This window comes from Paenibacillus sp. FSL K6-2859, from assembly GCF_038008265.1.
Classification (GTDB): domain Bacteria; phylum Bacillota; class Bacilli; order Paenibacillales; family Paenibacillaceae; genus Paenibacillus_AQ; species Paenibacillus_AQ nitricinens.
On record NZ_JBBOYU010000001.1, the window covers coordinates 4076027 to 4100197 of the forward strand.

Annotated in this window: 24 protein-coding genes; 2 read left to right on the forward strand and 22 right to left on the reverse strand. The window is 42.3% G+C overall.

Annotated elements, in window-relative coordinates; translation table 11 throughout:
* Positions 1-143: 143 nt before the first annotated feature.
* The 6 genes from MHB64_RS18140 to MHB64_RS18165 all read right to left on the reverse strand — a co-directional run bounded on the left by MHB64_RS18140 (position 144) and on the right by MHB64_RS18165 (position 4499).
* A complete protein-coding gene (locus tag MHB64_RS18140) occupies positions 144-476 on the reverse strand; it encodes an ArsR/SmtB family transcription factor (RefSeq protein WP_042128608.1) in 333 nt (110 codons plus the stop codon).
* A gap of 1 nt (position 477) precedes the next feature.
* Positions 478-900 carry an SRPBCC family protein gene (locus tag MHB64_RS18145; RefSeq protein WP_094868811.1) on the reverse strand — a complete coding sequence of 141 codons (423 nt, stop codon included), beginning with the start codon at positions 898-900 and terminating at the stop codon, positions 478-480.
* Positions 901-1061: 161 nt separating this feature from the next.
* Positions 1062-1427, reverse strand: coding sequence for a cupin domain-containing protein (locus tag MHB64_RS18150; RefSeq protein WP_094868918.1), 366 nt, complete (start codon positions 1425-1427; stop codon positions 1062-1064).
* A gap of 29 nt (positions 1428-1456) precedes the next feature.
* Positions 1457-2440, reverse strand: a complete 984-nt coding sequence (locus tag MHB64_RS18155; protein ID WP_094868810.1) for an ABC transporter substrate-binding protein — start codon at positions 2438-2440, stop codon at positions 1457-1459.
* Positions 2441-2526: 86 nt separating this feature from the next.
* The gene (locus MHB64_RS18160; protein WP_341135075.1) at positions 2527-3354 is read right to left on the reverse strand and encodes a helix-turn-helix transcriptional regulator; all 828 of its coding nucleotides are present in this window, start codon (positions 3352-3354) and stop codon (positions 2527-2529) included.
* A 329-nt stretch (positions 3355-3683) separates the two neighbouring features.
* Positions 3684-4499, reverse strand: a complete 816-nt coding sequence (locus MHB64_RS18165) for a MerR family transcriptional regulator (protein WP_341135076.1) — start codon at positions 4497-4499, stop codon at positions 3684-3686.
* 114 nt (positions 4500-4613) lie between these two features.
* Here MHB64_RS18165 and MHB64_RS18170 point away from each other — a divergent pair, with 114 nt between their 5' ends.
* The gene (locus MHB64_RS18170) at positions 4614-6122 is read left to right on the forward strand and encodes an MFS transporter (protein ID WP_341135077.1); all 1509 of its coding nucleotides are present in this window, start codon (positions 4614-4616) and stop codon (positions 6120-6122) included.
* Between the two features lie 95 nt (positions 6123-6217).
* On the opposite strand, the gene MHB64_RS18175 is transcribed toward MHB64_RS18170, so the two are convergent.
* The 14 genes from MHB64_RS18175 to MHB64_RS18240 form a co-directional block, all read right to left on the reverse strand.
* Positions 6218-6838 carry a glycerol-3-phosphate acyltransferase gene (locus tag MHB64_RS18175; protein ID WP_341135078.1) on the reverse strand — a complete coding sequence of 207 codons (621 nt, stop codon included), beginning with the start codon at positions 6836-6838 and terminating at the stop codon, positions 6218-6220.
* The gene (locus tag MHB64_RS18180) at positions 6838-7929 is read right to left on the reverse strand and encodes a glycosyltransferase family 2 protein (protein WP_094868805.1); all 1092 of its coding nucleotides are present in this window, start codon (positions 7927-7929) and stop codon (positions 6838-6840) included. The genes MHB64_RS18175 and MHB64_RS18180 overlap by 1 nt, the downstream gene beginning before the upstream one ends.
* Before the next feature lie 65 nt (positions 7930-7994).
* Entirely contained in the window at positions 7995-9197 is a 1203-nt protein-coding gene (locus MHB64_RS18185) for an MFS transporter (protein ID WP_341135079.1), read from the reverse strand.
* Positions 9198-9217: 20 nt separating this feature from the next.
* On the reverse strand, positions 9218-10246 hold the full coding sequence (locus MHB64_RS18190) for an ROK family transcriptional regulator (protein ID WP_341135080.1): 1029 nt from the start codon (positions 10244-10246) through the stop codon (positions 9218-9220).
* A gap of 161 nt (positions 10247-10407) precedes the next feature.
* Entirely contained in the window at positions 10408-10923 is a 516-nt protein-coding gene (locus tag MHB64_RS18195) for a GNAT family N-acetyltransferase (RefSeq protein ID WP_341136095.1), read from the reverse strand.
* A gap of 2 nt (positions 10924-10925) precedes the next feature.
* Positions 10926-12128: a Gfo/Idh/MocA family protein gene (locus MHB64_RS18200; RefSeq protein ID WP_341135081.1), complete on the reverse strand. Its 1203-nt coding sequence runs from the start codon at positions 12126-12128 to the stop codon at positions 10926-10928.
* Positions 12125-12985, reverse strand: a complete 861-nt coding sequence (locus MHB64_RS18205; RefSeq protein ID WP_094874259.1) for a metallophosphoesterase family protein — start codon at positions 12983-12985, stop codon at positions 12125-12127. Before MHB64_RS18205 ends, MHB64_RS18200 begins: the two co-directional genes overlap by 4 nt.
* 12 nt (positions 12986-12997) lie before the next feature.
* Positions 12998-13906, reverse strand: a complete 909-nt coding sequence (locus MHB64_RS18210; protein ID WP_280789031.1) for a carbohydrate ABC transporter permease — start codon at positions 13904-13906, stop codon at positions 12998-13000.
* 12 nt (positions 13907-13918) lie between these two features.
* Positions 13919-14827: a carbohydrate ABC transporter permease gene (locus tag MHB64_RS18215; RefSeq protein ID WP_445671615.1), complete on the reverse strand. Its 909-nt coding sequence runs from the start codon at positions 14825-14827 to the stop codon at positions 13919-13921.
* Positions 14828-14912: 85 nt separating this feature from the next.
* Complete coding sequence (locus MHB64_RS18220; protein WP_341135082.1) at positions 14913-16292, reverse strand: ABC transporter substrate-binding protein; 1380 nt, start codon at positions 16290-16292, stop codon at positions 14913-14915.
* Between the two features lie 33 nt (positions 16293-16325).
* Entirely contained in the window at positions 16326-17216 is an 891-nt protein-coding gene (locus MHB64_RS18225) for a DUF6923 family protein (protein ID WP_094874256.1), read from the reverse strand.
* A gap of 137 nt (positions 17217-17353) precedes the next feature.
* Positions 17354-18208, reverse strand: a complete 855-nt coding sequence (locus MHB64_RS18230) for an AraC family transcriptional regulator (protein ID WP_179281755.1) — start codon at positions 18206-18208, stop codon at positions 17354-17356.
* A 186-nt stretch (positions 18209-18394) separates the two neighbouring features.
* Positions 18395-20152 carry a methyl-accepting chemotaxis protein gene (locus MHB64_RS18235; RefSeq protein ID WP_341135083.1) on the reverse strand — a complete coding sequence of 586 codons (1758 nt, stop codon included), beginning with the start codon at positions 20150-20152 and terminating at the stop codon, positions 18395-18397.
* Positions 20153-20338: 186 nt separating this feature from the next.
* Positions 20339-22450, reverse strand: a complete 2112-nt coding sequence (locus tag MHB64_RS18240; protein ID WP_341135084.1) for a glycoside hydrolase family 52 protein — start codon at positions 22448-22450, stop codon at positions 20339-20341.
* A gap of 173 nt (positions 22451-22623) precedes the next feature.
* Between MHB64_RS18240 and MHB64_RS18245 the strand changes: the two genes are divergently transcribed.
* Entirely contained in the window at positions 22624-23538 is a 915-nt protein-coding gene (locus tag MHB64_RS18245) for an AraC family transcriptional regulator (RefSeq protein ID WP_094874252.1), read from the forward strand.
* A 75-nt stretch (positions 23539-23613) separates the two neighbouring features.
* Here the strand turns inward: MHB64_RS18245 and MHB64_RS18250 are convergent, their stop codons facing one another.
* Together MHB64_RS18250 and MHB64_RS18255 are read right to left on the reverse strand one after the other, a co-directional pair.
* A complete protein-coding gene (locus MHB64_RS18250) occupies positions 23614-24009 on the reverse strand; it encodes a hypothetical protein (RefSeq protein WP_341135085.1) in 396 nt (131 codons plus the stop codon).
* Complete coding sequence (locus tag MHB64_RS18255) at positions 23970-24170, reverse strand: hypothetical protein (RefSeq protein WP_280789026.1); 201 nt, start codon at positions 24168-24170, stop codon at positions 23970-23972. Before MHB64_RS18255 ends, MHB64_RS18250 begins: the two co-directional genes overlap by 40 nt.
* Position 24171: the final 1 nt, after the last annotated feature.

Here is a 24171-nt window from a genome sequence, read left to right on the forward strand (position 1 = left end):
TGTGATGATAAACGCCATTTATAAACTGAATTTAAACGAAGGTTTAAACTGAGTTAAACTTATCCTTTTATTTATTTTCATTATATCTGATTCTTCTATGCATCAAAAAAACCGAGAAGCGCGATCTCACGCCTCTCGGTTTATCATTCATTGTTATGATCTGCTTCAACATATTCTTTAAGCGCAAACAGTTTATTAGCCCAGTATTGTTCAAAAAAGGTAAGCCAATCTTGAAGCTCCAGTAGAGGCTCTGGCTGAAGCTTGTACCTAGTCTCCCGACCGACTTTCTGACTGCTAACAAGCTGTGCATCGGACAATACTTGTAAATGCTTGTTAACAGCGGTTCGGCTGATCGGGTAGCAGTCCGAGATGGATGCTATGGACATTTCCTTATTAGCAAGCAGCTTTAGCAGACTGCGGCGGGTAGGATCTGCTATCGCTTGAAATACATCATGTCCAGATTCAGCGACTGGCATCTTAAGCCTCGATATAAGCAGGAAGTTTTTCTTGGACGATTTTCTCCCAGCCGCCATTCATAAAGCCACGAACGATTGGATGCGGTTGACCAAATTCAGTTACCTTTTCTGGGTCCCATCCAGAGTGAATCACGGTGAACTCCGTCTTCCCATCAATTTCCTTCAATTCAAAAGCAAGATGCCAATCCTTCCCCCAATTAAAACCGACACGGTTCGGCTCATCAATCTCTGTAACTTTACAAGGGGAATCCCCGAATTGTCCAGCATGTAGAATAAACTCATGGCCTACCACTGGTTGAAATGTACTTGGCATCCACCAGGCAGCTATTCCTTCAGCAGTGGAAACAGCTTTCCATACTTTTTCAATGGGCGCATTGAGTGTAATGGTTTGACGAATATCTTGTAGTGGTCCTTGAGTCGGCATAAATTTCCTCCAAGATTCATTTTAATGTAACACCTTCTGGTTTCATTTTTATTATAACACCATTTGGTGTTATGTCAATTTGCAAAAACCTTAAGGGAATAGCGGAGGAAAGCCTTTCATTATAAATACGTTTAAAGTTAATAGAGTACTAGTAACAAACACTAGATCCAAGTATCATTGGCTGCTGTTAATTCGGACTCAGTACCGCCAGTGTTTACTAAGCTTCTAGGCTCCACTAACATGATATGGCATTCCTTTTCGGCGGAAGGCTTCATCTCGACTCCCTTTGGAAGAACAAACATCTCACCTTCGGAAATTTTAACCTGACCATCACGGAAATCAATGATCATCTCCCCTTCAAGGGTGAAAAATACCTTATCGGTATCTGGATGACTATGCCATTCAAAGTCCCCAGTGATCTTAATAAGTTTGAATTGATAGTCATTCATTTCACCAATGACTTTCGGAGACCAAAGGTCGTTAAATTTAGATAATTTATCTTTTAGATTAATAGCTTGATAGTGGATAGTAATCACTCCTTATTTTCCTCAATTTATTAGAGCTTAAGCAAGGCGGATAATATATTTTGTAAAGCGTATTTAATAGCTAATGGGCCACCGGTAATAGCGGAATTATCCATTAAATAGACATTGCCTTTCTTTACGGCATTCATAGCATTCCACACATTACTTTGTTTTAAGTTATTCATTAATTCCTCCTTTTTTGTAATATCACCTATAAGGAAAATATGGTCTGCTTGAACAGTTGATATGCCTTCAAACGAAGTAAATTCATTATTATTACCTGTATATGTATTATCCGGTGTAAGCCCCAGTCCCTTTTCTTTATCAAACGCAAGTTTATAGACCGGATTGCCTTCACCTAGAACATTAAAAGTTTTTCCATCCCAAGACAATATAAGCGCTACCGTCTCTCTTTCCATCGACTTTAATGCTTCACGCCCAGTTGTAATATCTTTCATCATGTTATCAATTACTTTTTCCGCTTCGTCTTCTTTGCCAATAATCTTGGCTACTGTACGGAGTCCATATTGCCAATCTTCATAGATGTCCTTGTATTTTAATGTAATGACTGGTGCAATTTTATTTAGTGAATCATATACTGCTTCATGATGCTCTGTTGCTAAAATATAATCAGGATTAATAGATAGAATTTTCTCAATGCTAGGAGACACTTTATCTCCTAATTCTTCAGCTGAATCCAGCTTTCCTTTTAAATAAGATAAAGAAGATAGATACTCTTTTTCAGTAGTTGCAGCAGGTGGCTCACCTAATGCAACTAAAATTTCAGGATAAAAATACCATAGAGAGGCTATTTTTTCCGGTTTTTTCTCGATAACGATTTCTTTACCTAAGGCATCCTTAAATGTTCTTGGCCAATCAGCTGCATCTACATTAACTGCTGTTGAAGATACGCCTTCTTTAGTTGATTCTTTATTTTCAGCAGGTGTTTCAGTACAACCCGCTAGTATACCTGCTAATAATAGTATTGCGACTAGCAGTCCTCTAATCTTTTTCATACGAAATTCCTCCAACATATTGGTTTCTTTGCTTAACCATTATTATAGTGAAGTAGGTTTTTGATTAGAATGGATGCAGGTTGAATTTACCATGGATTATTGATGAACTTCTCTCGATATTCGGTAGGAGAAATACCACATTGTTTTTTGAACACTCTACTAAAATAAAAGGGGTCAGCCATTCCAACCGTTTGCGCAATTTGTTGTACAGGTGCATCACTAGTAAATAGCATTTTTCGTGCTATATTTATACGATATTTTAATAAATATTCTGCGGGTCCCATACCGGCATGCGTTCTAAAAACGTAAGATAGTCGATTTCGATTAACGTTATTTTGTTCTGAAAGCGAGGCAATTGTAAGACTTTGATAATAGTTTTCATGAATATAATTAGATACCCGCTCGAATAAAGTATGTGATTCACAGCTATCCTCCCTATTAATAACACATAATAAGGTCTCATTCAGCACTTCGCGAAACAGCATTTCAGTCTGAAACATCGATATGCCTCCACGCTGATTATACACCTGCCAAAGACGCATAATTAATTCAACAAGACGAGGAGATTGACCTGTTAATAATTCAAAATGCTGATGAGAAAAGCTTGACTCTTTTACTTCTGAGTTAAATATCCGATATTGAACAAGAATATATTCCCAATTAGTTCTGCTATACATTTTTTGGTCAAGTTTCATTTTTGCACCCCCATGCACAACTTTTCCTGGCGAAAAGATATATGGCGTGCCATTAAATTTAAATTTAATCTTTCCTGTAAGTGGAAACACAAATCCAGGAAAAGAATCTGTATAGTCAGCGTAAGGCACACCAGGATTTTCAGCATATCGATATACTCCTTCTACTTGGAAAGGAGTGTGTGCAAAATGCTCTGCTAACTGATTAACGTCTATCTTCACAATGCATACCTCATTTCAATAGTAGTTTCTTCTATGTAGAGGCACTAACAAAACTCAATCATAGTGCACCACCTCAGAGGCATTGGCGTCGGTAAGGTGAGCATAAGGATTCATGCCTGTTTACACAGTAATAATAATGATTATCATTGTCAACCAATATAGACAATAACAATGCCGCATCTGCCACTTCCTTCTGAATTTCCTTTAATCACCAAAAAAAAAACAAAAAAACGCTTGGAAGCCAAGCGTTTCAGTTTGAATACCAATTTAAAAGTCACTCCAATGCTCTGAACTGGGAGTGATCAAATTAAGATCCTTGCAGAGTTCACTTATATTTGTACCGCAATTTGAATGACATACTTATCTGGATCCCCAACCGCTAAATAACTAAGTAATTCATATTCATAAGCGTCTCCAGTTAGAGTGAAATTATTTTCTGCAATATAAGACTTTAGCTTCTCATAGGAGGCAGGTAAGCTCTCGTAAGATCCCTTGTGATTCATGATCAAATATTTACCCTTTGGCTTGATATAGAGTAACTCGCCGTTATGTTTATCATTGATTTTATTACAATAATAATCCGGGTCATAGTCGCCCTCTTCCAAACTGCTTTTACCAATAATCGAACCTATCGGAAAGTCATATTCAAGATGATTTTCATCGCAATAATCGAAGATTCGATATACTTTTCGAACATGATCCTTCTCACCCTTCTCCTTCGAGAGTCTAACCGCAATAAAATACTCTTCATCACATGCCTCAACCCAAGGTTCTCCACAATTAACATGGAGCGCACGATTCGTATTATCTATAGCTCCTTGCAAAAGCCTCTGCATGCGCTCTAACTTTCTTTGTTCATCAACCAACTTCAGCTGTTTTTGCTGAAGCATGGATAAAAAATGCAATGTGTTTTGATCTTTTATATATTCTTTGATCTCATTTAACGGCGTTCCCGTCCCTTTTAATACGGCAATAATATCGAAGGTATAAAACTGCTTATAGGAATAATAACGATATCCGTTTTCCTTCACGATCTCCGGTTTTAATATACCAATGTCATCATAATGGAATAACGTATGCTTCGTTACCCCACATACCTTTGCGAACTCGCTCGTCGTAAAGTATTGATCATAATCAATAGACATTCAAATCACCCCTCTTGACTATCGGGTTACCCTATACCTCAAAGTACAATAACGGAACACCATTACCTTGTCAAGGCAACGTTATTCGCTACTATCATCTTAGGAGGATTACCCATGTTTTCACCAAATCTATCTAAATTCCAACGCTGGATCGTGCTGGCGATTGTGTCCAGCGCACTCTTTATGATCGTCATCGACATGACCGTACTTTATTCGGTTCTACCACGACTTACGCATGATCTTGCTGCTTCTGCATCGGAAAAACTATGGATCGTAAATATTTATCCACTCGTAATGGCAGGATTATTACTTGGTCTAGGCACACTAGGCGATCGTCTTGGGCATAAAAAACTCTTCGTTATGGGACTTACTATCTTTGGGTTGGCTTCATTAATCGCTGCCTACGCGCCGACACCACTCGTACTTATTGCTGCGCGTACCCTACTTGCTATTGGTGCAGCCATGATGATGCCCGCAACACTCTCCATTATTCGAACTACCTTTTCGGACGAGCGTGAGCGTTCACTAGCCGTAGGTATTTGGGCATCTGTCTCCTCTGTAGGAGCAGGAATGGGTCCACTCGTTGGTGGTTTTTTACTGGAACATTTCTGGTGGGGATCGGTGTTCCTCATCAATATTCCCATAGTTATTCTTGCACTGATCTTAGCCATCTTACTAATCCCAAATCTTAAAGGAAATAAGAATAAAAAATGGGATTTCATTGGTTCTGTTCAAATTATGATTGGTCTGGTTGCCCTTGTTTATGCAGCTAAGGAGATCAGCAGACGTGAAGGTTCAATTGCCATCGCTGTGTTATCTGCCGTGATTGGTCTCGTAGCTATGATCATATTTATGCGCCATCAACGTAAGAGCCAGAATCCATTAATAGATTTTGCACTGTTTAGAGACTCCCACTTTTCTACAGGAGTGGCTACAGCTCTATTGTCTTGTTTTGCACTTATTGGAATGGAATTGATCGTGACTCAGCGGCTCCAGCTTGTTCTTGAATATACACCATTGGAAGCGGGATTGTACGTTGTATTCACTTCGATAGCGTCCTTCATCTCAGGGATACTCATCGGATTAGTGTTACATCGTGTGGACAAAGTAAAAGTACAGTGGGTCTGTTTGTTAGTATCAGGTATAGGAATGGGCACCCTTCTGCTCTTCCATGACGGGAATATGTTGTTACAATTCGCATCCTTAATGATTCTGGGTGCAGGTCTTGGGGGAGCCATGACTGCCGCCTCAAATTCAACCATGCTAAATGTCCCCGTCGAAAAAGCTGGCATGGCCGCATCTATAGAGGAAGTATCGTTCGAACTTGGCAGCGCCCTAAGTATTACACTTCTGGGCAGTCTTTCGTCATTCATCTATACAGCATCATTAGTTCTCCCTGATGGACTAACAGTCCCACCGATCGTTCGCGACAGCCTTGACGAAGCTCTTCTAGCCGCAGAAAATATGCCTACTGCCGCTGGATCCGCGCTCGTTGAAGCTGCACAATCAGCTTTTGATAAGTCGTTTATTGTTGTCCTTGCCACTGCCACTATCCTTCTTTTAGCTTCTGCGTTTATTATCCGTGCTGTGTCAAAACATAAATCCTCAATCCTAGAACACTGATTTTTGAAAAGAGGATGCTACTGCTTCACCAAACAAGGGTGTCTCAACAGCTATGCTCTAGCTGCCGGGACACCCTCGTTTATACCAAGCCTATATTATGTTCCTTTTCGTTTCCTTGATGAATACTTCCTCACCCACACTGCCAATTCTAACCTGTGCGTATACACAAGGATCACAAAGCTCCCAAACCATACCCATAAGATAGGAGCAGACCAATTACTAATGTACAAAAAAACGGAGAGAAGCAGCATTCCGCTAACCACTTGCACACCGTCCGAGACAGGTGAATTCCCTCTGCTTTTAATCCAACTGCTGAGCATTTTCAGCACTGCTAAAATGACTGCTAGCGCTAAAGAAGCTTTGAATCCTGTCAATGCACTCCATACCCCAAAGGTTACGGCAATTGCCTTCCCACCTTTTCCTTTAAGAAAGGGAGAGAAGGCATGACCCGCAATGGGAGCTAAGGCTAACGGAATAATGAAATACCCCTGACTATAATGACTTCCCATTACCCATAGAAGTGGTAGATACCCTTTTAAAAAATCCAATATAATCCCCAATATGCCGAATTTATAGCCTGACGACTTCCATAGATTCAAAGCCCCCGGATTACCGTCGCCAATGTCTTTCAGGTTCTTTTTACGCGCTAGACCAAGCCAATAGGAAAACATAAGAGATCCCGCCAAAAATAAACCCGTGACCCACAATATGATCATTAGTCCTTACGGCCTCCCACCTGGATATGCCTTCCTTTCCAGCTTACATGCTTCAGGAAAACGACCTGATATATCGAATAAAGCATGATCAAGATAAAGAAAACAGTTGCCACCACGTGAAATACAGGTATGACAATGCCAAATACCCCTACATATTTTATAAAATAAAAGAGCTGGAACATATAAAGGAGATATCCGATCAATAACGGCATAAACCATGAAGTATTCGCAAAAATAAACACGGTTTCTGAAATAACGAGTCCGATCACCCAAAGCGCAATTGGAATAATTGTCCGCAGACTTATCGTTGAAGTGCTTAAGACAGCCCCTTTACTGAACCCTTCAATTTCACTTTTGATTCCTTTCGGATACATGCGAAACGATACTAAGCCATAACCGATATAATTGGTGATTGGAACACCTGCCGCAATAAATTGTTCTCCTAAAGACAAATCATCCAGCACTTCAGATCTTATGCTTTGATGACCATTAACTTTTTCATAATCCTTCCTTAATGCTAGAATACACGAGCCGTACAGCCCTTTTTTGGCGTTATTCCTTTCAAAAACCGAGGTGAACGTGAAAATCCCCAGCATATTCATGATTAGGGCGAGCTTCTCAAACAGCTTTTCTGTATGATGAAAAGGAACTACCGAAATGACACCTTTCGATAGCTCCCTTGCTTTTAATAATGAAGCCAAGGCATTCGGCTTTAATCGGATATCCGCATCCAAAAAAGCAAAAATATCACCCGAGGCCTGTAAATATCCATTCCATACGGCCCAGCTCTTACCCGTCCACCCCTCAGGGAGACTGCTGTTCGCAATCACCTTAACTCCATAGCTTTCGGCAATTTCTTTCGTCCGATCCTCTGAGAAGTCATCTACCACAATAATTTCATAGGGTGTAAGGGTCTGAGACTGAAGTGAATCGAGCAGATAACGCAAATTATATTCTTCATTCCTTGCGGGAATGATGATGGACAATTTCTCCGGTCCTTGAATAGGCTCGTAATAAGTGGTCAAGGTATTTTTTCTGAACAAAATAAAACCGGAGAGACATCCAATGCCTATAACCATTAACAACCACATTACGGTTCCCCCCCTTCTACATCTATATATATGAAGGGTTAGTCCGTAATATATTCATTTCAAATTTAACCTACATTAACTTTAGTGGAGTATTGATTAAGCATTTCTGTACATAAGAGCATAACGATAGCGAAAATAACGATCATCACAGGGAAGATACCTAATGTAAAATTAGAAGCCAGTAAACCGATAAATGGCGGCACTAGCGTGGTACCGGTATAAGCCGTTGCCATCTGAAAGCCCATAATCGACTGGGCATGCTTCTTCCCGAATCGTACAGGAGTTTCATGCAGCATACATGGAAAGATAGGCGCTAATCCCAGACCTATAATCATAAATCCTACTAGCGAAACTATAGTTGGAAGCGGTAGTACTAGCAGTACTGTACCGATTAAAGCAATAAGCTGACCATAGCGAATTAACTTTTTATTACTCATTCTAAAAGTAATGAAACCCGTAACCATTCTACCAAAAGTAATTCCCAGGTAAAAAAACGATACCCATGTCGCTGCAGTCGATGCAGGGATATCTTTGATATTCACAAGAAAACTACTCCCCCATAACCCCATACTTGTTTCTATGGCAGAATAAAATAAGAAGGTTAACATCGCAAGCTTTACCCCTCTTAATTTCCAAGGTTTTGTGTTCTCTGCGATATGCTCAAGCTCCGGATCATTGAACTCGTGATCACTATCCGCATTCGAGTTGCTATTGTTCCCAGCCACTCTTTTCCACAAAGGCAACGTAACGAATAGTATAACAACTAAGCTCAATTGAATATAAGCAACCGTAAGATAACCTTCACGCCATAGACCTTTACCAGAGATAAAAGAACCCATAATAATCGGACCCAGCGTCGCGCCAACTCCCCAGAAACAATGTAACCAACTCATATGATGGGCTTTATAGTGTGTAGCAACATAACTGTTTAATCCGGCATCTACAGATCCCGCACCTAAACCGAGTGGAATCGCAGCAACAATTAGCCATACTAACGAAGGTGACCAAGCAAAACCAAATAAAGCTACAGCCGTCATAATACAGCTTACAAGGGTCACTTTTCCCGTACCAAAACGTTTAAGGATAGTACCACTCATCAAACTGGAGACAATGGTGCCTACAGCAATAACCATCGAAAGGATTCCAGCAGTACCTAATGAGGCATTTAGGTCTATTCTCATTACCGGCCATGCAGATCCTAGCAATGAGTCCGGCAAGCCTAAACTAATAAAAGCTAAATAAATAATAATAAGAAAAAAAGTTGCCATCGTTTATCTCCTTAATGGTTCTAATCTATTTGTTGTGAAACCAATAAACCTAATCCAAGACTTTGTAATCCATTCAGATAATCACGTTTTAAGTTGCTTACCGCTAACTCTGGAAGATGTTCTTTGGGAACGTATGTAGCACTTCGCTCAGCGATTTGATTTAGCATAGCTGGAGCTACTTCATCCTCACAAAAAATAATATAATGGGGATTCAAAATAGAGGTGCTGGTAGCCACTAACCGACTAATCGCATCTACTCTATGCTCTGACTGCATCGCTAAACCACCTTTTTCTCCAGTTAATGCCTCTATAAAATTTCTATTATCATACTGGGGCAAATATTGAACTTCACCTGAAAAGAACGTCTTTCCTCGAACGATTTCACCATTAACGGCTATCCCTGCCCCTGGTCCATTTTTCCCTAAATACAGATACATCAGAGAAATCTTCTCCTTCAAATTTCTCTGCATCATATAACCGATTACAGCGGCATTCATATCATTTTCCACAATAGTCGGGATAGCGAGATGGTCTTCTATATATGTTTTCAAATCTAGACTTTGATATTTCGGATAGCCTGGAATTAGAAAAATCTTCCCATAACTCACCGCACCTGGAACACCAATAGCGACGGATTGAATCTTAGGATTAGCCTTTTTTTCACCTTCGATAAGCGAGACTAGTGTACTAACGTCTTCCTCAAGAATACTAGGTAAATTCCCTTCTTTTACAACATCGCCAATGCAATTATAGATCGTATAGTTTGTTTCATTTTTCTCCAAAAAAATAGCTATCCCTAATCGATAATTCGGATTATAGGCGTATCTTATAGCCCTTCTTCCGCCACTAGACTCATCAAGGCCAATGATCGTCACTTCCCCAGTCTCTTCCATCTGCATTAGAAATTTACTGATCGTTGGAAAACTGTATTGTAATCTTTGACTTAACTCCGCCTTCGTAGCCCTTCCTAATTCTAATAATGCTGTTCGAATACTTCGAATAATTTCGGATTTGAGTTGCTGTGAAGGAAGTCTTTTATCACTTGCCATGGCTCTCCCACCTATAGTCATACTGACTTATTAAATGCATTTAATAAGTCAGTATGACTATAGCAGGAATGCTTCTTAACGACAACATAATTTTCGGATGATTCCCTCCTGAAGCTCCAACAAGAATAAGGGGGCATAAGCCCCCCTATTCATCAATAAATTCAAAGCCTTTGCAGGATTCGTTCCCATCTTCCGGGATGGCTTTCATCCAAGTACACCGGCTGAAATCCTAATTTCAAATAAATGCGGATGGCGGGAAGTCTGAAATCATCGGTTTCTAAACATGCCGCCATTCCCCCTGCATCTCTTATTTTGTGCAAGACAGCTAGACTCACAGCATAACCGAGACCTTTACCAGAATATTCTGGAAGCACTCCAACCATATGCAAGTACCAGTTTTTATTATCCTCATTCCCCGACTCCCAGGCCGTAGCAGTAGCTACAGGTTGATCCCCGCGGCAAATGAACAACAAGCGATCCGAATACAAGGGTACATAATCACTGATTTTATGAGCAAATTTAACTTCCCTAGTAAAAGAATGGCGTATCAGCTCCTCCCAGTTCCGTTCATCATCTGGCTCGAAATGGCGGATTCGATACCCTGAAGGACAGTGAAAAGCAGGTAAGTCTGTCAGCCTTTCTTTTTTCATTACAAGTTTGGAAAGGGCCTGATCCACCGTCAATTCCTCACCTTCGCTCTAAAATCAGGAAAGGCTATGGCTTTTCCACCAGTCTCTACAGATTCCATAGACAATGTAAACACAGAGCTCCAAGTCACAGCGTCATATACATCCACCGATGGGGTTCGATCCTCCTGAATCGCTGAAATGAATTCCTCAAGCACCATAAAATCGCCTCCGCCATGTTTCGTCCCAGCGGCATATTCGCCCCATTTCATCCATGTTGGGTGATCATAGAACGGTTGATAACTGCTTAAAGGCTCCCACATTTCTTCTCCATCTGCTATATTTTTGGGCGAGAGATTCTTGAACCAGATCAAATCCTCTTCGTACTGATGGCGGCCCGTAATATACGCTCCCTCAGTTCCCTGCAGTAAATAATGAGTTTTATTATGCGGTCTAACGGAGGACCAGTCTACACGCAGTTCAATCAGTACACCCTTTTCCGTTTGAATGACTGCAACCGCACTATCCCCTTGCCGCCAGAATCCCTCCCGCGCTGCCGGGTGATCTTTTCCATAATGCTCTCCGAAATAATATTGTAAGGATCTAGATTTGGAAACAAAAGACGAGACGCTTTTTAATCGATCACCCTCAGGCTTATTAAGGTTAATCCACTGCGCAACTGGACCAATAGAATGTGTCGGATAATTGATCCCGTTATACTGCTGATGTAATTGCCCTCTCCAGGTCAGAGAACCATCCGGATGATGCGTCAAATGACGTAAATCATGGATATAGCCGCCTTCAAGATAAGTAATTTCACCGAACATGCCTTGATCCGCCATATGTTTAATCGTCAGATTTGAGCGCGAGAAGCAGTAATTTTCAGACATCATATATTTAAGTCCAGTTTGTTCAACAGTTTCGATAAGCTCCCAAGCTTCCTCTAAAGATTGAATCGAAATCACTTCGCTTAGGACATGCTTACCCGCTTTTAATGCATCAATAGATTGTCTGGCATGCAGATGCATGGGGCTTAAGATAAACACCGCATCTATCGCCGAATCTTTTAACATTTCATGATAATCCCGATACGTTCGGATTTCTGGGAACTTCTCTTTCCATTGGTTAAGCACCCACTCATTCAAGTCACAAGTGGCGGTTAGATGTATCCGATCCGATAGAGAGTACAGTGCATTCATAAAACTGGCTCCGCGATTTCCACCTACGATCGCTAATCTTACTGGCTGACGATTCATTGCTGGTCCACCTGCTTTCTATCCATTTGAAGTCGATTGATGATTAGCTCCTGATCTCTTGTCTCCCCTTCAGCCTGGGGATATTTTTCATAATCAAAAATACTGAAGGTAAATAAGGAAGACCATTTACTCAATTGCTCGCTTGCCAGATTCACCATCTCTAACCTGATTTCATCTTCGAGCACAGTAAGGATTCGAGCAGCAGGGATATCCAGGATAGAGGCCGTTTGAATGAAATTCCAGTTTTCTTTTCTGACGATAGAATGAACATGATTATGGCCGTTGAAATAGAAACCCACACCTTGCCATTGCTTCAATATCGGCCAAATGTCCAAGCTGGGATCCAGTGACATCATTGGCTCAGTGGATCTAGCCGTCGTATTATACAGGGGATGATGACCAAAGACGAATAAAGGCTTTTCCGATTTACGCTTCATTTGTGCTTCGAGCCATGCTAGCTGTTCATCGTCAAGTGTTCCGCTCCAATCGTCACGATTTTCCCGTGCGGTATCCAGCAAAATAATGATCGCATTCGTCTCTTCGATAACACTGTATCGCTGCTGCCGAGTGACTGAAAGGATTTCTTCCTTAGGATAAGTGTATGTATCATGATTGCCAAGAACATGTAGAAAACGCCTGGAATGCTTGCTGTCCTTAATCTTACCCATAATATAATTAAATTCGCTAAATTCTCCTGCATGCACCATATCTCCCACGGAAATATGATAATCGGCCGGGATGGACAAGAATAGATTCATAAATTGCTCGTAAAAAGCATCTCGTGCCTCTTTAATCATAACCTTGTTGTTTAACAATTCGTCCGGATAATGTAAGTCCCCAATAATTGCCAGCCTCATAAATGCCTCCTCCTAACCTTTAATGCCAGAGCTCATAAAACTACCTATCACCTGCCGCTGGAACAATAAAAATCCAATCATTAAGGGTGCCGACACAATCAATGTAGCCGCACAAACGTCGGACCACTGTGCACCAGATTCCGTGGCTTTTGCGAACATAGCCAAACCTACGGTTAATAAGCGATTCTCCTCCGAATTGGTTACAATGAGAGGCCACAAGAAATCATTCCAATGAAAGCTAACCGACACGATCGCAAAGGACACATAAATCGGGCGTGACAGTGGGACATAGATTCTAGAAAGAATATGCAGGCGTGAGGCGCCCTCTACCCGGGCAGCTTCATCCAGCTCATAGGGTAATTGCTTGAAGGATTGCCTTAATAGAAACACTCCAAAGGAGGTGGCAAAGTAAGGTAGCATAATCCCCAGCTTTGTATCCAGCAAGCCCATTTCATTCAATACCTGATAATTGGAAAAGATAAGCACATCCGGCGGCACCATTATTTGCACCAAAAATAACATGAATAACAGATCTTTTCCGAAGAAACGTACCCGTGCGAACGCATATGCAGCCATTGTCATCGTAACCAGCTGAACCACAAGCACAACACCGCACACAAGCAATGTATTCATTAAAAATCGTCCAAAAGGCGCCCCATTCCATACATGAATCAAATTCTCAAACGTGAAGCCCCAAGACCATCCCGAATCAATAGCAACATCTTTGGGTAAAAAAGCCGTTCTTACCACCCATAGGAAGGGAATGATCCATATCGCCGAAAAAGCAAATCCAATCAAATGCCACAGTGTCTGCACGATTCGGCGCTTCGTCCTTTCGGAGCTCAGCGTACGCTCCTCTTCTAAAGCTTTATGTGTATTCTGCCTTAAAGCTAATGGCAGCTTCAGTGGATTATCCTCCATGGATTCCACCTCCTATTCATAATGAATTTTCCGATCCCAGCCAAAAAACTGCAAAGAGGAAATCAGGAGCAGCAGGACGATCATGACCACCGTCATCGATGCGGCCATCCCTTGATCATAGAAATTAAAGGTCGACTCGTAGATATAGTAAAGCAGCAGATTACTAGAATTATTCGGACCACCCTTTGTCATAATCCAGAGATGGTCTACCAGCTTAAACGAATTCGTGATCGCCACAACAGCCACGAACAACGTAGTCGGCATCGTGAGCGGAATTGTTATTCTGCGGATGGAATTGAATGTACCGACTCCGCTTACTGCAGCCGCTTCATATAAATCCTTGGGAATCTGCTGCATTCCTGCTAAATAAAAAATCATGAAATATCCGGCTTCTTTCCAAATCATCATGATAACTAATGCGCCCATCACCGTATCAGGTGTTCCCAGCAAATTCACAGGCTGATCCGCGATCCATGAAGCCAGTCTGGCAAAGAGCCCAAAATGAGGGGTATACAGAAACAACCAGATGTTCGCCACAGCGATCATCGGGATCATATTCGGATAGAAAAATGAAAGACGTGCCAGTCCCCGCCCTTTTATCGCCTTGTCGGCAAATAGTGCCATCAAGAAAGCCAAAGCCAATGAAGTGGGTACTGTGCCAATGGCGAACCATATATTGTTACTGAACACTTTCAAAAAGACATTGTCGTGCAATAGATTAGCGTAATTGTCAAAACCGACGAACAAAGGCTCAGGAGTCGCCAAATTTTTCTCATAAAAGCTAAGCCAGAACGATTTAAACATAGGGTAATAAGTAAACAAGCAAAGAAAGAGCAGCGAAGGCAACACAAGTCCCCAGCCGAATCCGTTTCTTCTAAGCCTCTCACTCCATCCGGCATTCATACCATTCAATCCTTCCATGATTAAGGTTTCTACGATTAATGAAAAAAGTAATGACGCCAGAACAAGCTATCCAGCCGTCCTGGCGTATTCCATACCTCAAAGCTTACTTATTGAAGGGAGCCAGTGCCTGATCTGCTTCTGCTTGAGCTTTTTTAAGTGCACCTGCTGCATCAATTTCTCCGGCCAATGCCGCTTGTATCTGGTTCGTAATTGCCGTCGATACTTTACCATGATTATGAGTGGACAATTCCCGGAACGCATATTCCAATTGATCTCTCGCTACCAATGCTTGCGGGAAATCTGCCGTATACTTCTTCATAGCATCTGTATCGTAGGCAGATTTTCTTACGCCCACATAACCGGATGAGCTGCTAAAGAGGGCAGCTTGTTCTGAAGCTGTCATGTATTTGGCGAATTCCCAAGCAGCCGCTTGTTTTTCAGGAGAGGTGTCCTTGAAAATATACAGGTTACCGCCACCAGTCGGTGATCCAAATTGCTTTTGTGCGGGAGGGAACGCTACACCAAATTCGAATTTCGCATTATTTTTTACGTTGGTTAAGTTGCCGCTTGTATGCATCATCATGGCTGTTTTACCTTGAATGAAATCCGTTGGAACGGTTGCCCAATCAATAACACCTTCCGGCATCGCCTTATATTTATGGGACAAATCTAACCAAAATTGTAATGCCTCCACATTCTCTGGCGTATCGAACATCGCTTTTTTGCCGTCGGAAGACATTATGTTTTGCTTCGGATCAGTAGCATTTTGTCGTGCAAGCATTTGAAACATCCAATACGAATCATCATTTCCCGGAATTTCCAGCCCCGTATGACCGTCTTTGTTCAGCTTCTTAGCATAAGTTACAAGCTCATCCCATGTAGTGGGTGGTTTCTCTGGATCAAGTCCTGCGGCTTTGAACATTTCTTTGTTGTAATACATAACAATCGTACTCCGCTGAAAAGGCAGACTGTACGTTTTACCTTCAGACTGTGTATCCTCTACAAAGGCGGGATAAAAATCAGCCATCTGAATATCCGTGTCCTTCGAAATAAAATCATCGAGCGGAATGATTGCATTCATATCGAGCATGCTGTAAAGCTCTGTTGACATCATGACCGCGACATCAGGTGGCTGTTTGGCCTGCACACCCGCTTGAATTTTCACGGTATTGTCACCGTAATTACCTGTGTACACGGGATTCACCTTAATCTCCGGATGCTGCTCCATGAAGGTGCTAGCCATCCCATCAATTACTTTAGTGAGAGGGCCACCCACGTTGACCGGATAATAAAAGGTAATCTCCACCGGCTTAGCAGCGGCTGGAGTCTCTGTAGATTCTGAAGTTGCAGCGATGGCTGTTGCCTGAGTAGTATTTTTATTTTCTTTGGCTTCAGCCGTACTGTTCTTAGATTGTCCGCAGCCCGCAACTGCCAGCATAGAAACGGATAGTAGTGTTAGAATAGTTTTGGTTTGCTTTAGCATTTCTGTTAACCCCTTTTTTCGCTTGGATTTAAATTAAAATGCGTAATGGCGAAAGTTCACACTAATGCGATTCGAGCCTACATCAAGAATATGGAGCTGTGCACCATCAGCGGTAGGCAATACAGCAATTCCTTGGGCTTCAGTACCACTTGGCAGATTGCGATCAAAGGCAACAGATACGTTTCCAGTCTCCGGATCAATCTGATAAACCGTTTGGGTTGCGTTATCCGTAGAGGCATACAGAACACCGTTGTACACTTCGGCACCTTGAATTCGATCAATACTTTGGGAAAGTGGAACGGTTGTGATTACATGCATATCATCAAGACTTAGTACATTCAAGACGCTAGCATTAGACCACTGAGCTGTGTAGACCTGACCGCGAGCGGCATCAACAGCTACCCAAGGCACACCGCCAATATGCAGATTCAATGGTAAAGCATAGGATGTCCCCGTATATTTCAAAGTGTTCACATCATAGAGAGCGATGTAAGGATGCTGATAGTTTTTGCCGTCTTCAATAGGAGCGTATATTTTACCGTTATAGTAGGAAATATCACCGATATGGTCTCCACCTTGGGAGGCAATCTCCAGCGGAATAGCCAATTCATTTCGTGCTTTTACGGTTTTGCCATCCAGCCCAGTCCGTAAGAGCCCATACGAGGAATTAAAGATCCATGAATTCCCGTCTGTAGCCACCCCTTGTCCACGTTCCAAGGCATCAAGTAACCAGAAAGTTTGCTTAGATACTTCATGCCAAGTTCCAGCAGTTGTAGCTGAAGCTGAAGTTGACTCTGCACTGATTTCTACCTCTGTGCTTACTAGGTTATCCGGTCCGACTGGTGTGGCAGATGCTACTAAAGATAAAGAACTGGTCGTAAGTACCCCCGCGCAAATCAGACTGAATAATCTCTTTAATCTCATGTTTTCTCTCCTCCTAATAAGGTTGTAGTTCGGCATTTGTACGCCTTACTTCAACCTTATTATAGGAGCTGGCAACAGCTCTCTAATTGAACAAAATACTTCTTTCCTTGAACAAAACTCTCATTTGCATAATAAAATTAATAAATCATATGATTAGGTTTGGAGGAGCTTTGATTCGCATACAGCTTTGGGGTTAGGCCGGTTTCTCGTTTGAATAATCTAGTAAAATGTCCTTGATCGGCAAAACCAACCTGAGATGCAATTTCCTTCAAACCAATTTTTCCGGAACGAATAAGAAATTTAGAGCGTTCGATTCTCAGGCGAATTAAATAATTATGGGGTGTATATCCTGTCTGTTGTTTGAAAATCCGAATAAAATGCGACTGGCTCATATTAGCCATGCCAGCGAGATCAGTCAGTTGAATTTCATCTTCTAAACGCTCACGCATAAATTGAATGACCTGAAATATTTCTTGATTGGCTGGCGTTTTTCGGTTCGAATGCTGGGGAATCACTGAAGAATAGTGTTGTAACAAGTGAATAATTAACATATTGGATAAAGAGTCGCTATATATTTTCCCTTTGGCACCGCCATTCTGCAATTCCTCCAGCATCCAAAGCCCTAATTGCAGCAGCTTGGAATCCTTGACATGAAATTTGCGGTCCAACTGGATATGGCCTTCCTTCAGATAACCAGATTCACGAGCAATCTCTTCGAGGACCGCTGGCGTAATTTCTATTTTCAAAAAATAGAGCGAGGTTCTGCCCCAAGGGCAAAGAAGGCTCTCATTACATGGGGTAATATGAATAGTGTAGTAATTTTCGTAGTATGCGGTGCAGTGAATGCCTATTAAATATTTTGACTCCGAGGATGGGGTGAAAGCTTGCTGCGGGCTATACCATTGCGAAACCTGAAGCTTATCCCAACCAAAAGTATCACTTGCAAGGACAGGCTGAGTAGCTGCAAAGGACGATTCTTCCATTTCTTTCATATTCATCCCCCTTTTCCCTTCAATATAGCAAGCCAGTATACGCTCCGCGTCAATGAGCTGTAAAAGCTATATTAATTTCCTCTTAGTATTCAAAAGGTTATTTACGTCAGAACAGCAAAAAAGAGGGGTTAATCCCCCTCTTAAATATTTTACATATTTTATTTCTGTAACTCTAAGTATGAACATCTATTCCAATTTAAACTGATTTACTAAAGCACGCATCTCATTCGAGCCCTCTTGTAGTTTGCGAGCAGATGCGGCAATTTCCTCCATAGAAGCAAGCTGCTCCTCTACGGCAGCAGATACAGTCTGTGCAGCCGAAGCTGAGTGCAATGAAACCTGCTCGACCTCCATCACTGCAGCAGATATTTGTTCGGAGCCCGTGTACATCTGTTGTGCGGCGGTCGAGGATTGCTCCACCTGATCTACGATGGTGCGGGTGGCCTGAAAAATGCGTTCAAATGCTTTACCCGTATCATCAATCGCTTGAACCCCTGCTGCGACTTCATTTTGACCTTTACTCATCGAATGATGGGCATGGCCAATACTCGCAATAATTTCTTCAACCATGACTGAAACCTGCTCAGCCGCTTCACTTGTTTGTCCTGCCAGCTTACGGACTTCACTGGCTACCACTGCAAATCCCCTGCCTTGCTCTCCTGATCTAGCAGCTTCAATTGCCGCATTAAGCGCCAGCAAGTTCGTTTGCTCAGATATTCCTTTAATGGTGCTGACAATGGTGCCTATTTGTTGAGACTGCTCATTTAAACTAGTAACGGTGATCCCTAAATCATCAACCGTATTTCTTACTGCGTTCATTTGCTCGGAAGAATTAATGATAAGGCTATTTCCTTTATCAGCCTCTTCCAGTGTTTGCATGGACAGCTGATAGGCATGTGTAGAGGCTTCGGCTACTCGCTGAATCTCTTTTACCATCTCCTCCATCGACTGTGAAGTCTCTTGTGTTGAGGTAGCTTGTTTCTCACTATTGTTCGCCACTTCAGTCATTGAGGATGAAGTCTGAACAAGTGCCGCTGTGGTCTCGCCTAACGTTGAAGTCAACTGTTTGGAGGAAGAAGCTAATAACTCCGAGCTTATGGTTAAATTCCCAACTAACTGACGAATGTTACCCGATAATTGATTGAAGCTGATACCGAGCTGTCCGATCTCATCCCGATTGCTTACAGTCAATGCTTTACCGCTTAGATCCCCTTGAGCGATCCGTTCAGCTTCACGGGCTATGCGTACAATCGGTCTTGAAATATGTTGTGCAAATATGTATATTACGGCGATTCCGATGACAACGCATACAATCAATGTAGTAATAATTCCCTTTAGTATAGTTTGTTGACCGGTATTATAGTCCTGCATATAAGAGCCTGCTGCTACGACCCAGCCCCAAGAGGGTGATAATTTAGCATAAGATATTTTCAACGCTTCTTCTCCTACTGCGTTTCCAGTACCATCCGATTTAGGTAGCGGCCATTTATAGTAAGTAGCTCCACCACCGTTCTGTGCTGCTTTAATCAAATCCTGTATGTAAAAAGTACCGTTTGAGGTTTGTTTATCCCAAATATTGTCTCCCTCAAGTTTGGGATGAGCAAGCAGTTCCCCTTTGTTATCTAATATAAAGAAGTAGCCGTTTGGACCCAAATCAATTGATTGATTAATGGGCCGAGTACCATCCTCATTTTTGTTCCCAAGTAGTAAGGTCCGTACTTGCTCCTGTGCTTCCACTTCAGTCAACTGACCCGATTGGACGGAGATTTCCAAATTCTCAATTAAGGCGACAGCCAGGTTTACACTTGAACTCAATTTACTCTCAATAAGCTGATTCGTTTCTTTGACTGAAATCTGATAAATAACTGCTCCTAATATTCCGATGGGAAGAATTAGTAGCGTAAGTGACATCATGAGCAGTTTTTTCCGAATTGTTAGTCGCATCCTTGTACGTGTAACTTTTACCATATACACCGCTCCGCATCCTATTAGAATTAATTACAAATTAATACTATAGTACTAGTTTTGGGAATATAAATCAAAAAAAGAAATTCATAATTTAATAAAAAAAAGCAAACGCTCCCCTATTAAGGGGTCCGTTTGCCATTTATTCAATGAAACTCTAATTCCCTACTTCTCATCCAACCACAATATCGCTGTTACTCCACGGGGATAATATTTACTGCCCGTAATCTCCCCGGAAATAATTTGATCACTCCAGCTGAAGATCGATAATTCTGGATGGGTAAGCCATGCCGCGTGAGCGCGATCTGCTGCCGCTCCGCGTTCATCCCATTCCAGTCCCAGAATGTTGCGGGCTATGAACTGCGAGAGATAGATTTTGCTAAGCCAGCTGTTATTGCTGGTAGATGAGATTTTCCAACCACCGTCATCAAATAAACAAATGCCCGGCTTCAACACCGCATGAAGATGCTTGTCGAGTGCACCGATATATGCGGCGAACCGTCCATTGCGATCAAGAGCTTCCTTACAACCCGTATAGTACGGAAATACAAGACCCTCAATAGCTGGAATGATCTTGGAGTCATTACCTTCTCCAATCACAGCCGGGATATATCCATCTGCTGTAACGCTTGCCACCATCGTTGCGGCACATTTCTCTGCTTGAACCCCTGCTGTTTTGGACAGCTCCGCACGATCATACGCTGCAAATATTTTCTCCATAGCTAAGTAAGCCGCCCAGCATTTTCCTGCCAAGTAAATATTGTTGCGCGCCTGACCTAAAGAGACATCCAGACTGTCATAGGTAGTAATCTCTGCTCCACCCATCGTACGTGAGCTATCTAGCGCCATAACACCGTTTCTGTGCTCAGGATCTGGATGATCCCGATTTAACATACTATCCAAGCACTTCTCCAAGATACTCAGATTACGTTCCATCCAGCTCCGATCACCCGTGTGCTCAAGATAAGTTGCCGCACTCAGCACCCAGTTTACCAATTGTTCATGTGTCATATGAGAGAAGCAGCCATCAATGCCATATAACTCATAAGAGGAATAGCTTGGACGTGAAACTACATTGGCTACACCCATATCATGTGTGAAGCTAATTCCACCAGGATACTCTGTATCATCTCCAGGGAAACGCACCGTATCTTCATAGCTGAATCTTTCTACGAACATATCCAGCTCATTACGAACCGTCCAAGGATTCAGACGCAGCTCGTAGAATAACTGATCCACGGTCAGATCAAACGTATTCATCATCCGGTATTCGCCTTCGTTGACGATCCAGAATGGCTTATTCTTATTATCCAGTAATTGTGTGGAACCATAATAACTACGAATCGCATGCGCTAACATAAAGGTTTGATCTTCAGATAGGTTTGTATGATTAAACATCTGGTTAGCTTTCTCCGCTGCTTGTTTAAGAACATCGAATTTAGCTAATGCATATTCGGCTACTGCCTCAACATTGTTAAAATAGCGATTATAGTAATAGGAAGCATCCATACCAGAGGTAACATAACCCGAACGGTGAAAACAAATCGCAAACCGGTACGTTTCTTTTACTCCAGCTGGAACATCCATGATCAATGCGCCCACGCGGCCCAGTCCAAAGGTCCAATTCTCCTGAAGCTCCTCACTTAGAATATCCTCCATCGTGAAATGAAGTGCGGACTTTGCAGTTCCTTTTTCGGCAGCAATCGCAATAAATCTTCCTTGTCCAACCCCTGTAATTTCAGTCGATACATCATCCAGTCTTCTCATTCCGCTATACACATCTGTTCCCTGAAAACCAAAGAACGCACGGCGTGAAGCGGCTGATGCAGTGTTGTCCACTTCGAGCTCAACCAGCACTGCTGGCAGCAGTACTTCCTTCAAATCTTCCACGGACGCAGTTTCAGGATCGGGCACTGATCGAACAGGCGAAAGAATTCGGAAGGACAGATCCCCCGCACTCCAGCTGTCTGTAGCTACTTGAAAATCTCTAGAAATCTCACCTTCTTGAAAAGGGAACAGAATATTTTCCTTATCTGGATTGGGGTCCGGATTCTCGATATCGTAGCGTTTGCTCTCGTCATCTCCGCCCATCTCGTGAAATGGCAGTGTGTCATACCCTTTCCCATCAGTGCGTTCTAATCCTATGAATATATTCTGTCTAGGAGGTTTGGCCATCTCCAAATCGAAACCACCACTAGCTCCTTTAAATCCTAAAGTAAAACTCGCAAATGCACCGATCGGTGAATGATGAGCATTAAAGAATTTATTATGTGCCATAAATAAATGCACTCCCTCCAACATGATCCCGGATAGCTCCGGGCTATATATCCATGTTATCGATATTCCTGGAAGTCCAACAGGGCTAAAGCCTTCTATTATTTGGGCAAATCAAACATCGATAACAACCTATGATATAATTAAGCCAAATTTTATTGTAAAAGAGGATTGAAATGATCTCGAATGATCCCGCCTTCCATAATTCTATTGATGGTCAAATGTCTCCGGACATTCAAGCAGCCTTCCATATCTTTGCCGCGCATTGGAGAAAAGTGAATTCGGATTGGCAATATCCCGTACACACTCACCCGATGTTTGAGATTAACGTTGTCCTTCAGGGGGAGCAGCAGATGACTGTTGGCAATACGTCTTTCATCCAACAAAGCGGTGATATTTTGTTCATTCGTCCCGGTGTGGAGCATAGTAGTCTAGGTTCAAATGCTAACCGTGATATGACATATTATTGCCTGCATTTTGATATCGATGATCTGATTTTACGGCGGGCCTTACTCACAGCAGATGCTGTTAGTCTAAGTGGAAACACGCCTGAACTGCTCGCCATCCGTTCAGCTCTAGACGTAATCATTAATTCTTCTATTTTGTCAGAGTCTAAGGATACACATAGAAATCGCCTGATCACCTTGCATGCTTCCCTACAGCTTCTGACCGCACTCAGCGGTTGGGTGCTATCGGAAATGCCTCTCCCAGCAGATACAGAAGCTACAGAAAATACTGTGGCCCTGGCTAACGCCATTGAAGGACTATTGCAGGAATCCGTCTCCACCGCTGCCAGCACAGGCGAAAGAGGTGGCGGTATTGAGAATATTGCAGCAAAGCTTGGATACAGTACAACACATTGCAATCGTGCTTTTCACCAAATCTATGGGATGTCACCAAGGCAGTATTTATCCCGCTTAATCATTCGACACGCTAAACTGCTGCTGATGGATAATAGTCTATCTGTCGAATCGGTTGCTCAACGACTGGGGTACCGTGATGTGTCCCATTTCAGCAAGCAGTTCAAACGATGGACAGGTCTGCCTCCGATGGGTTACCGCCGATTAACTGCGAATCCGAGTACACTCTAAAGATCGTTACGCCAAAGAAAATAGGATGTATTCCGCTGTCCACTAAGTGGTTACAGGATACATCCCTCTTATGAATTACCCCTTCGTCGCTCCCGACGCAATCCCCTTCACAAAATACTTCTGCAAAGCGATAAATACAATCAACACAGGTACCACCGACATCGCTGTTCCCGCAAAAATCATATCCCAACGCGAAGAGAATTCTCCGATATAACGGTAAATTTCCATAACCATCGTCTTAGCCTGTCCTGAAGGTAATGCCGCTTCTTCAATTTCTCTAGGTATTCCTTTGACAAAACTGGTATACAGCAGACATCCGAAACCTACCGCACCGGCTACATAAATAAGAATGGGTCCCGCAAGGCTACCGTACAATCCTAGCATTCTAAGCTCTTTGAACAAAGGAATTATATACGCCTGAAAAGGAATCATCATTCCGGCCAAAAATATACGAACATAAATCGAGTCCAACTAGTATTTCTACGTTCTATTGCATCCTTCATGATCCCTGCATTACTCTTAAAGGCCGACATCAAATTGAAGAAAATAGGGAAGAAAAATAGAATAGCCACTACTATGGTAACCATAAAAAGTGCGATTTGCCCAACTCTTCTGCGTGTCTGCATCGTCATT

What these genes read in the sequence shown, in the direction of transcription:
- MHB64_RS18140 (WP_042128608.1), bottom strand. Translation starts at nt 476, where the DNA reads ATGCCAGTCGCTGAATCTGGACATGATGTATTTCAAGCGATAGCAGAT.
- MHB64_RS18145 (WP_094868811.1), bottom strand. Translation starts at nt 900, where the DNA reads ATGCCGACTCAAGGACCACTACAAGATATTCGTCAAACCATTACACTC.
- MHB64_RS18155 (WP_094868810.1), bottom strand. Translation starts at nt 2,440, where the DNA reads ATGAAAAAGATTAGAGGACTGCTAGTCGCAATACTATTATTAGCAGGT.
- MHB64_RS18165 (WP_341135076.1), bottom strand. Translation starts at nt 4,499, where the DNA reads ATGTCTATTGATTATGATCAATACTTTACGACGAGCGAGTTCGCAAAG.
- MHB64_RS18170 (WP_341135077.1), top strand. Translation starts at nt 4,614, where the DNA reads ATGTTTTCACCAAATCTATCTAAATTCCAACGCTGGATCGTGCTGGCG.
- MHB64_RS18175 (WP_341135078.1), bottom strand. Translation starts at nt 6,838, where the DNA reads ATGATCATATTGTGGGTCACGGGTTTATTTTTGGCGGGATCTCTTATG.
- MHB64_RS18180 (WP_094868805.1), bottom strand. Translation starts at nt 7,929, where the DNA reads ATGTGGTTGTTAATGGTTATAGGCATTGGATGTCTCTCCGGTTTTATT.
- MHB64_RS18185 (WP_341135079.1), bottom strand. Translation starts at nt 9,197, where the DNA reads ATGGCAACTTTTTTTCTTATTATTATTTATTTAGCTTTTATTAGTTTA.
- MHB64_RS18190 (WP_341135080.1), bottom strand. Translation starts at nt 10,246, where the DNA reads ATGGCAAGTGATAAAAGACTTCCTTCACAGCAACTCAAATCCGAAATT.
- MHB64_RS18200 (WP_341135081.1), bottom strand. Translation starts at nt 12,128, where the DNA reads ATGAATCGTCAGCCAGTAAGATTAGCGATCGTAGGTGGAAATCGCGGA.
- MHB64_RS18205 (WP_094874259.1), bottom strand. Translation starts at nt 12,985, where the DNA reads ATGAGGCTGGCAATTATTGGGGACTTACATTATCCGGACGAATTGTTA.
- MHB64_RS18210 (WP_280789031.1), bottom strand. Translation starts at nt 13,906, where the DNA reads ATGGAGGATAATCCACTGAAGCTGCCATTAGCTTTAAGGCAGAATACA.
- MHB64_RS18215 (WP_445671615.1), bottom strand. Translation starts at nt 14,827, where the DNA reads ATGGAAGGATTGAATGGTATGAATGCCGGATGGAGTGAGAGGCTTAGA.
- MHB64_RS18220 (WP_341135082.1), bottom strand. Translation starts at nt 16,292, where the DNA reads ATGCTAAAGCAAACCAAAACTATTCTAACACTACTATCCGTTTCTATG.
- MHB64_RS18225 (WP_094874256.1), bottom strand. Translation starts at nt 17,216, where the DNA reads ATGAGATTAAAGAGATTATTCAGTCTGATTTGCGCGGGGGTACTTACG.
- MHB64_RS18230 (WP_179281755.1), bottom strand. Translation starts at nt 18,208, where the DNA reads ATGAAAGAAATGGAAGAATCGTCCTTTGCAGCTACTCAGCCTGTCCTT.
- MHB64_RS18235 (WP_341135083.1), bottom strand. Translation starts at nt 20,152, where the DNA reads ATGCGACTAACAATTCGGAAAAAACTGCTCATGATGTCACTTACGCTA.
- MHB64_RS18240 (WP_341135084.1), bottom strand. Translation starts at nt 22,450, where the DNA reads ATGGCACATAATAAATTCTTTAATGCTCATCATTCACCGATCGGTGCA.
- MHB64_RS18245 (WP_094874252.1), top strand. Translation starts at nt 22,624, where the DNA reads ATGATCTCGAATGATCCCGCCTTCCATAATTCTATTGATGGTCAAATG.
- MHB64_RS18255 (WP_280789026.1), bottom strand. Translation starts at nt 24,170, where the DNA reads ATGACGATGCAGACACGCAGAAGAGTTGGGCAAATCGCACTTTTTATG.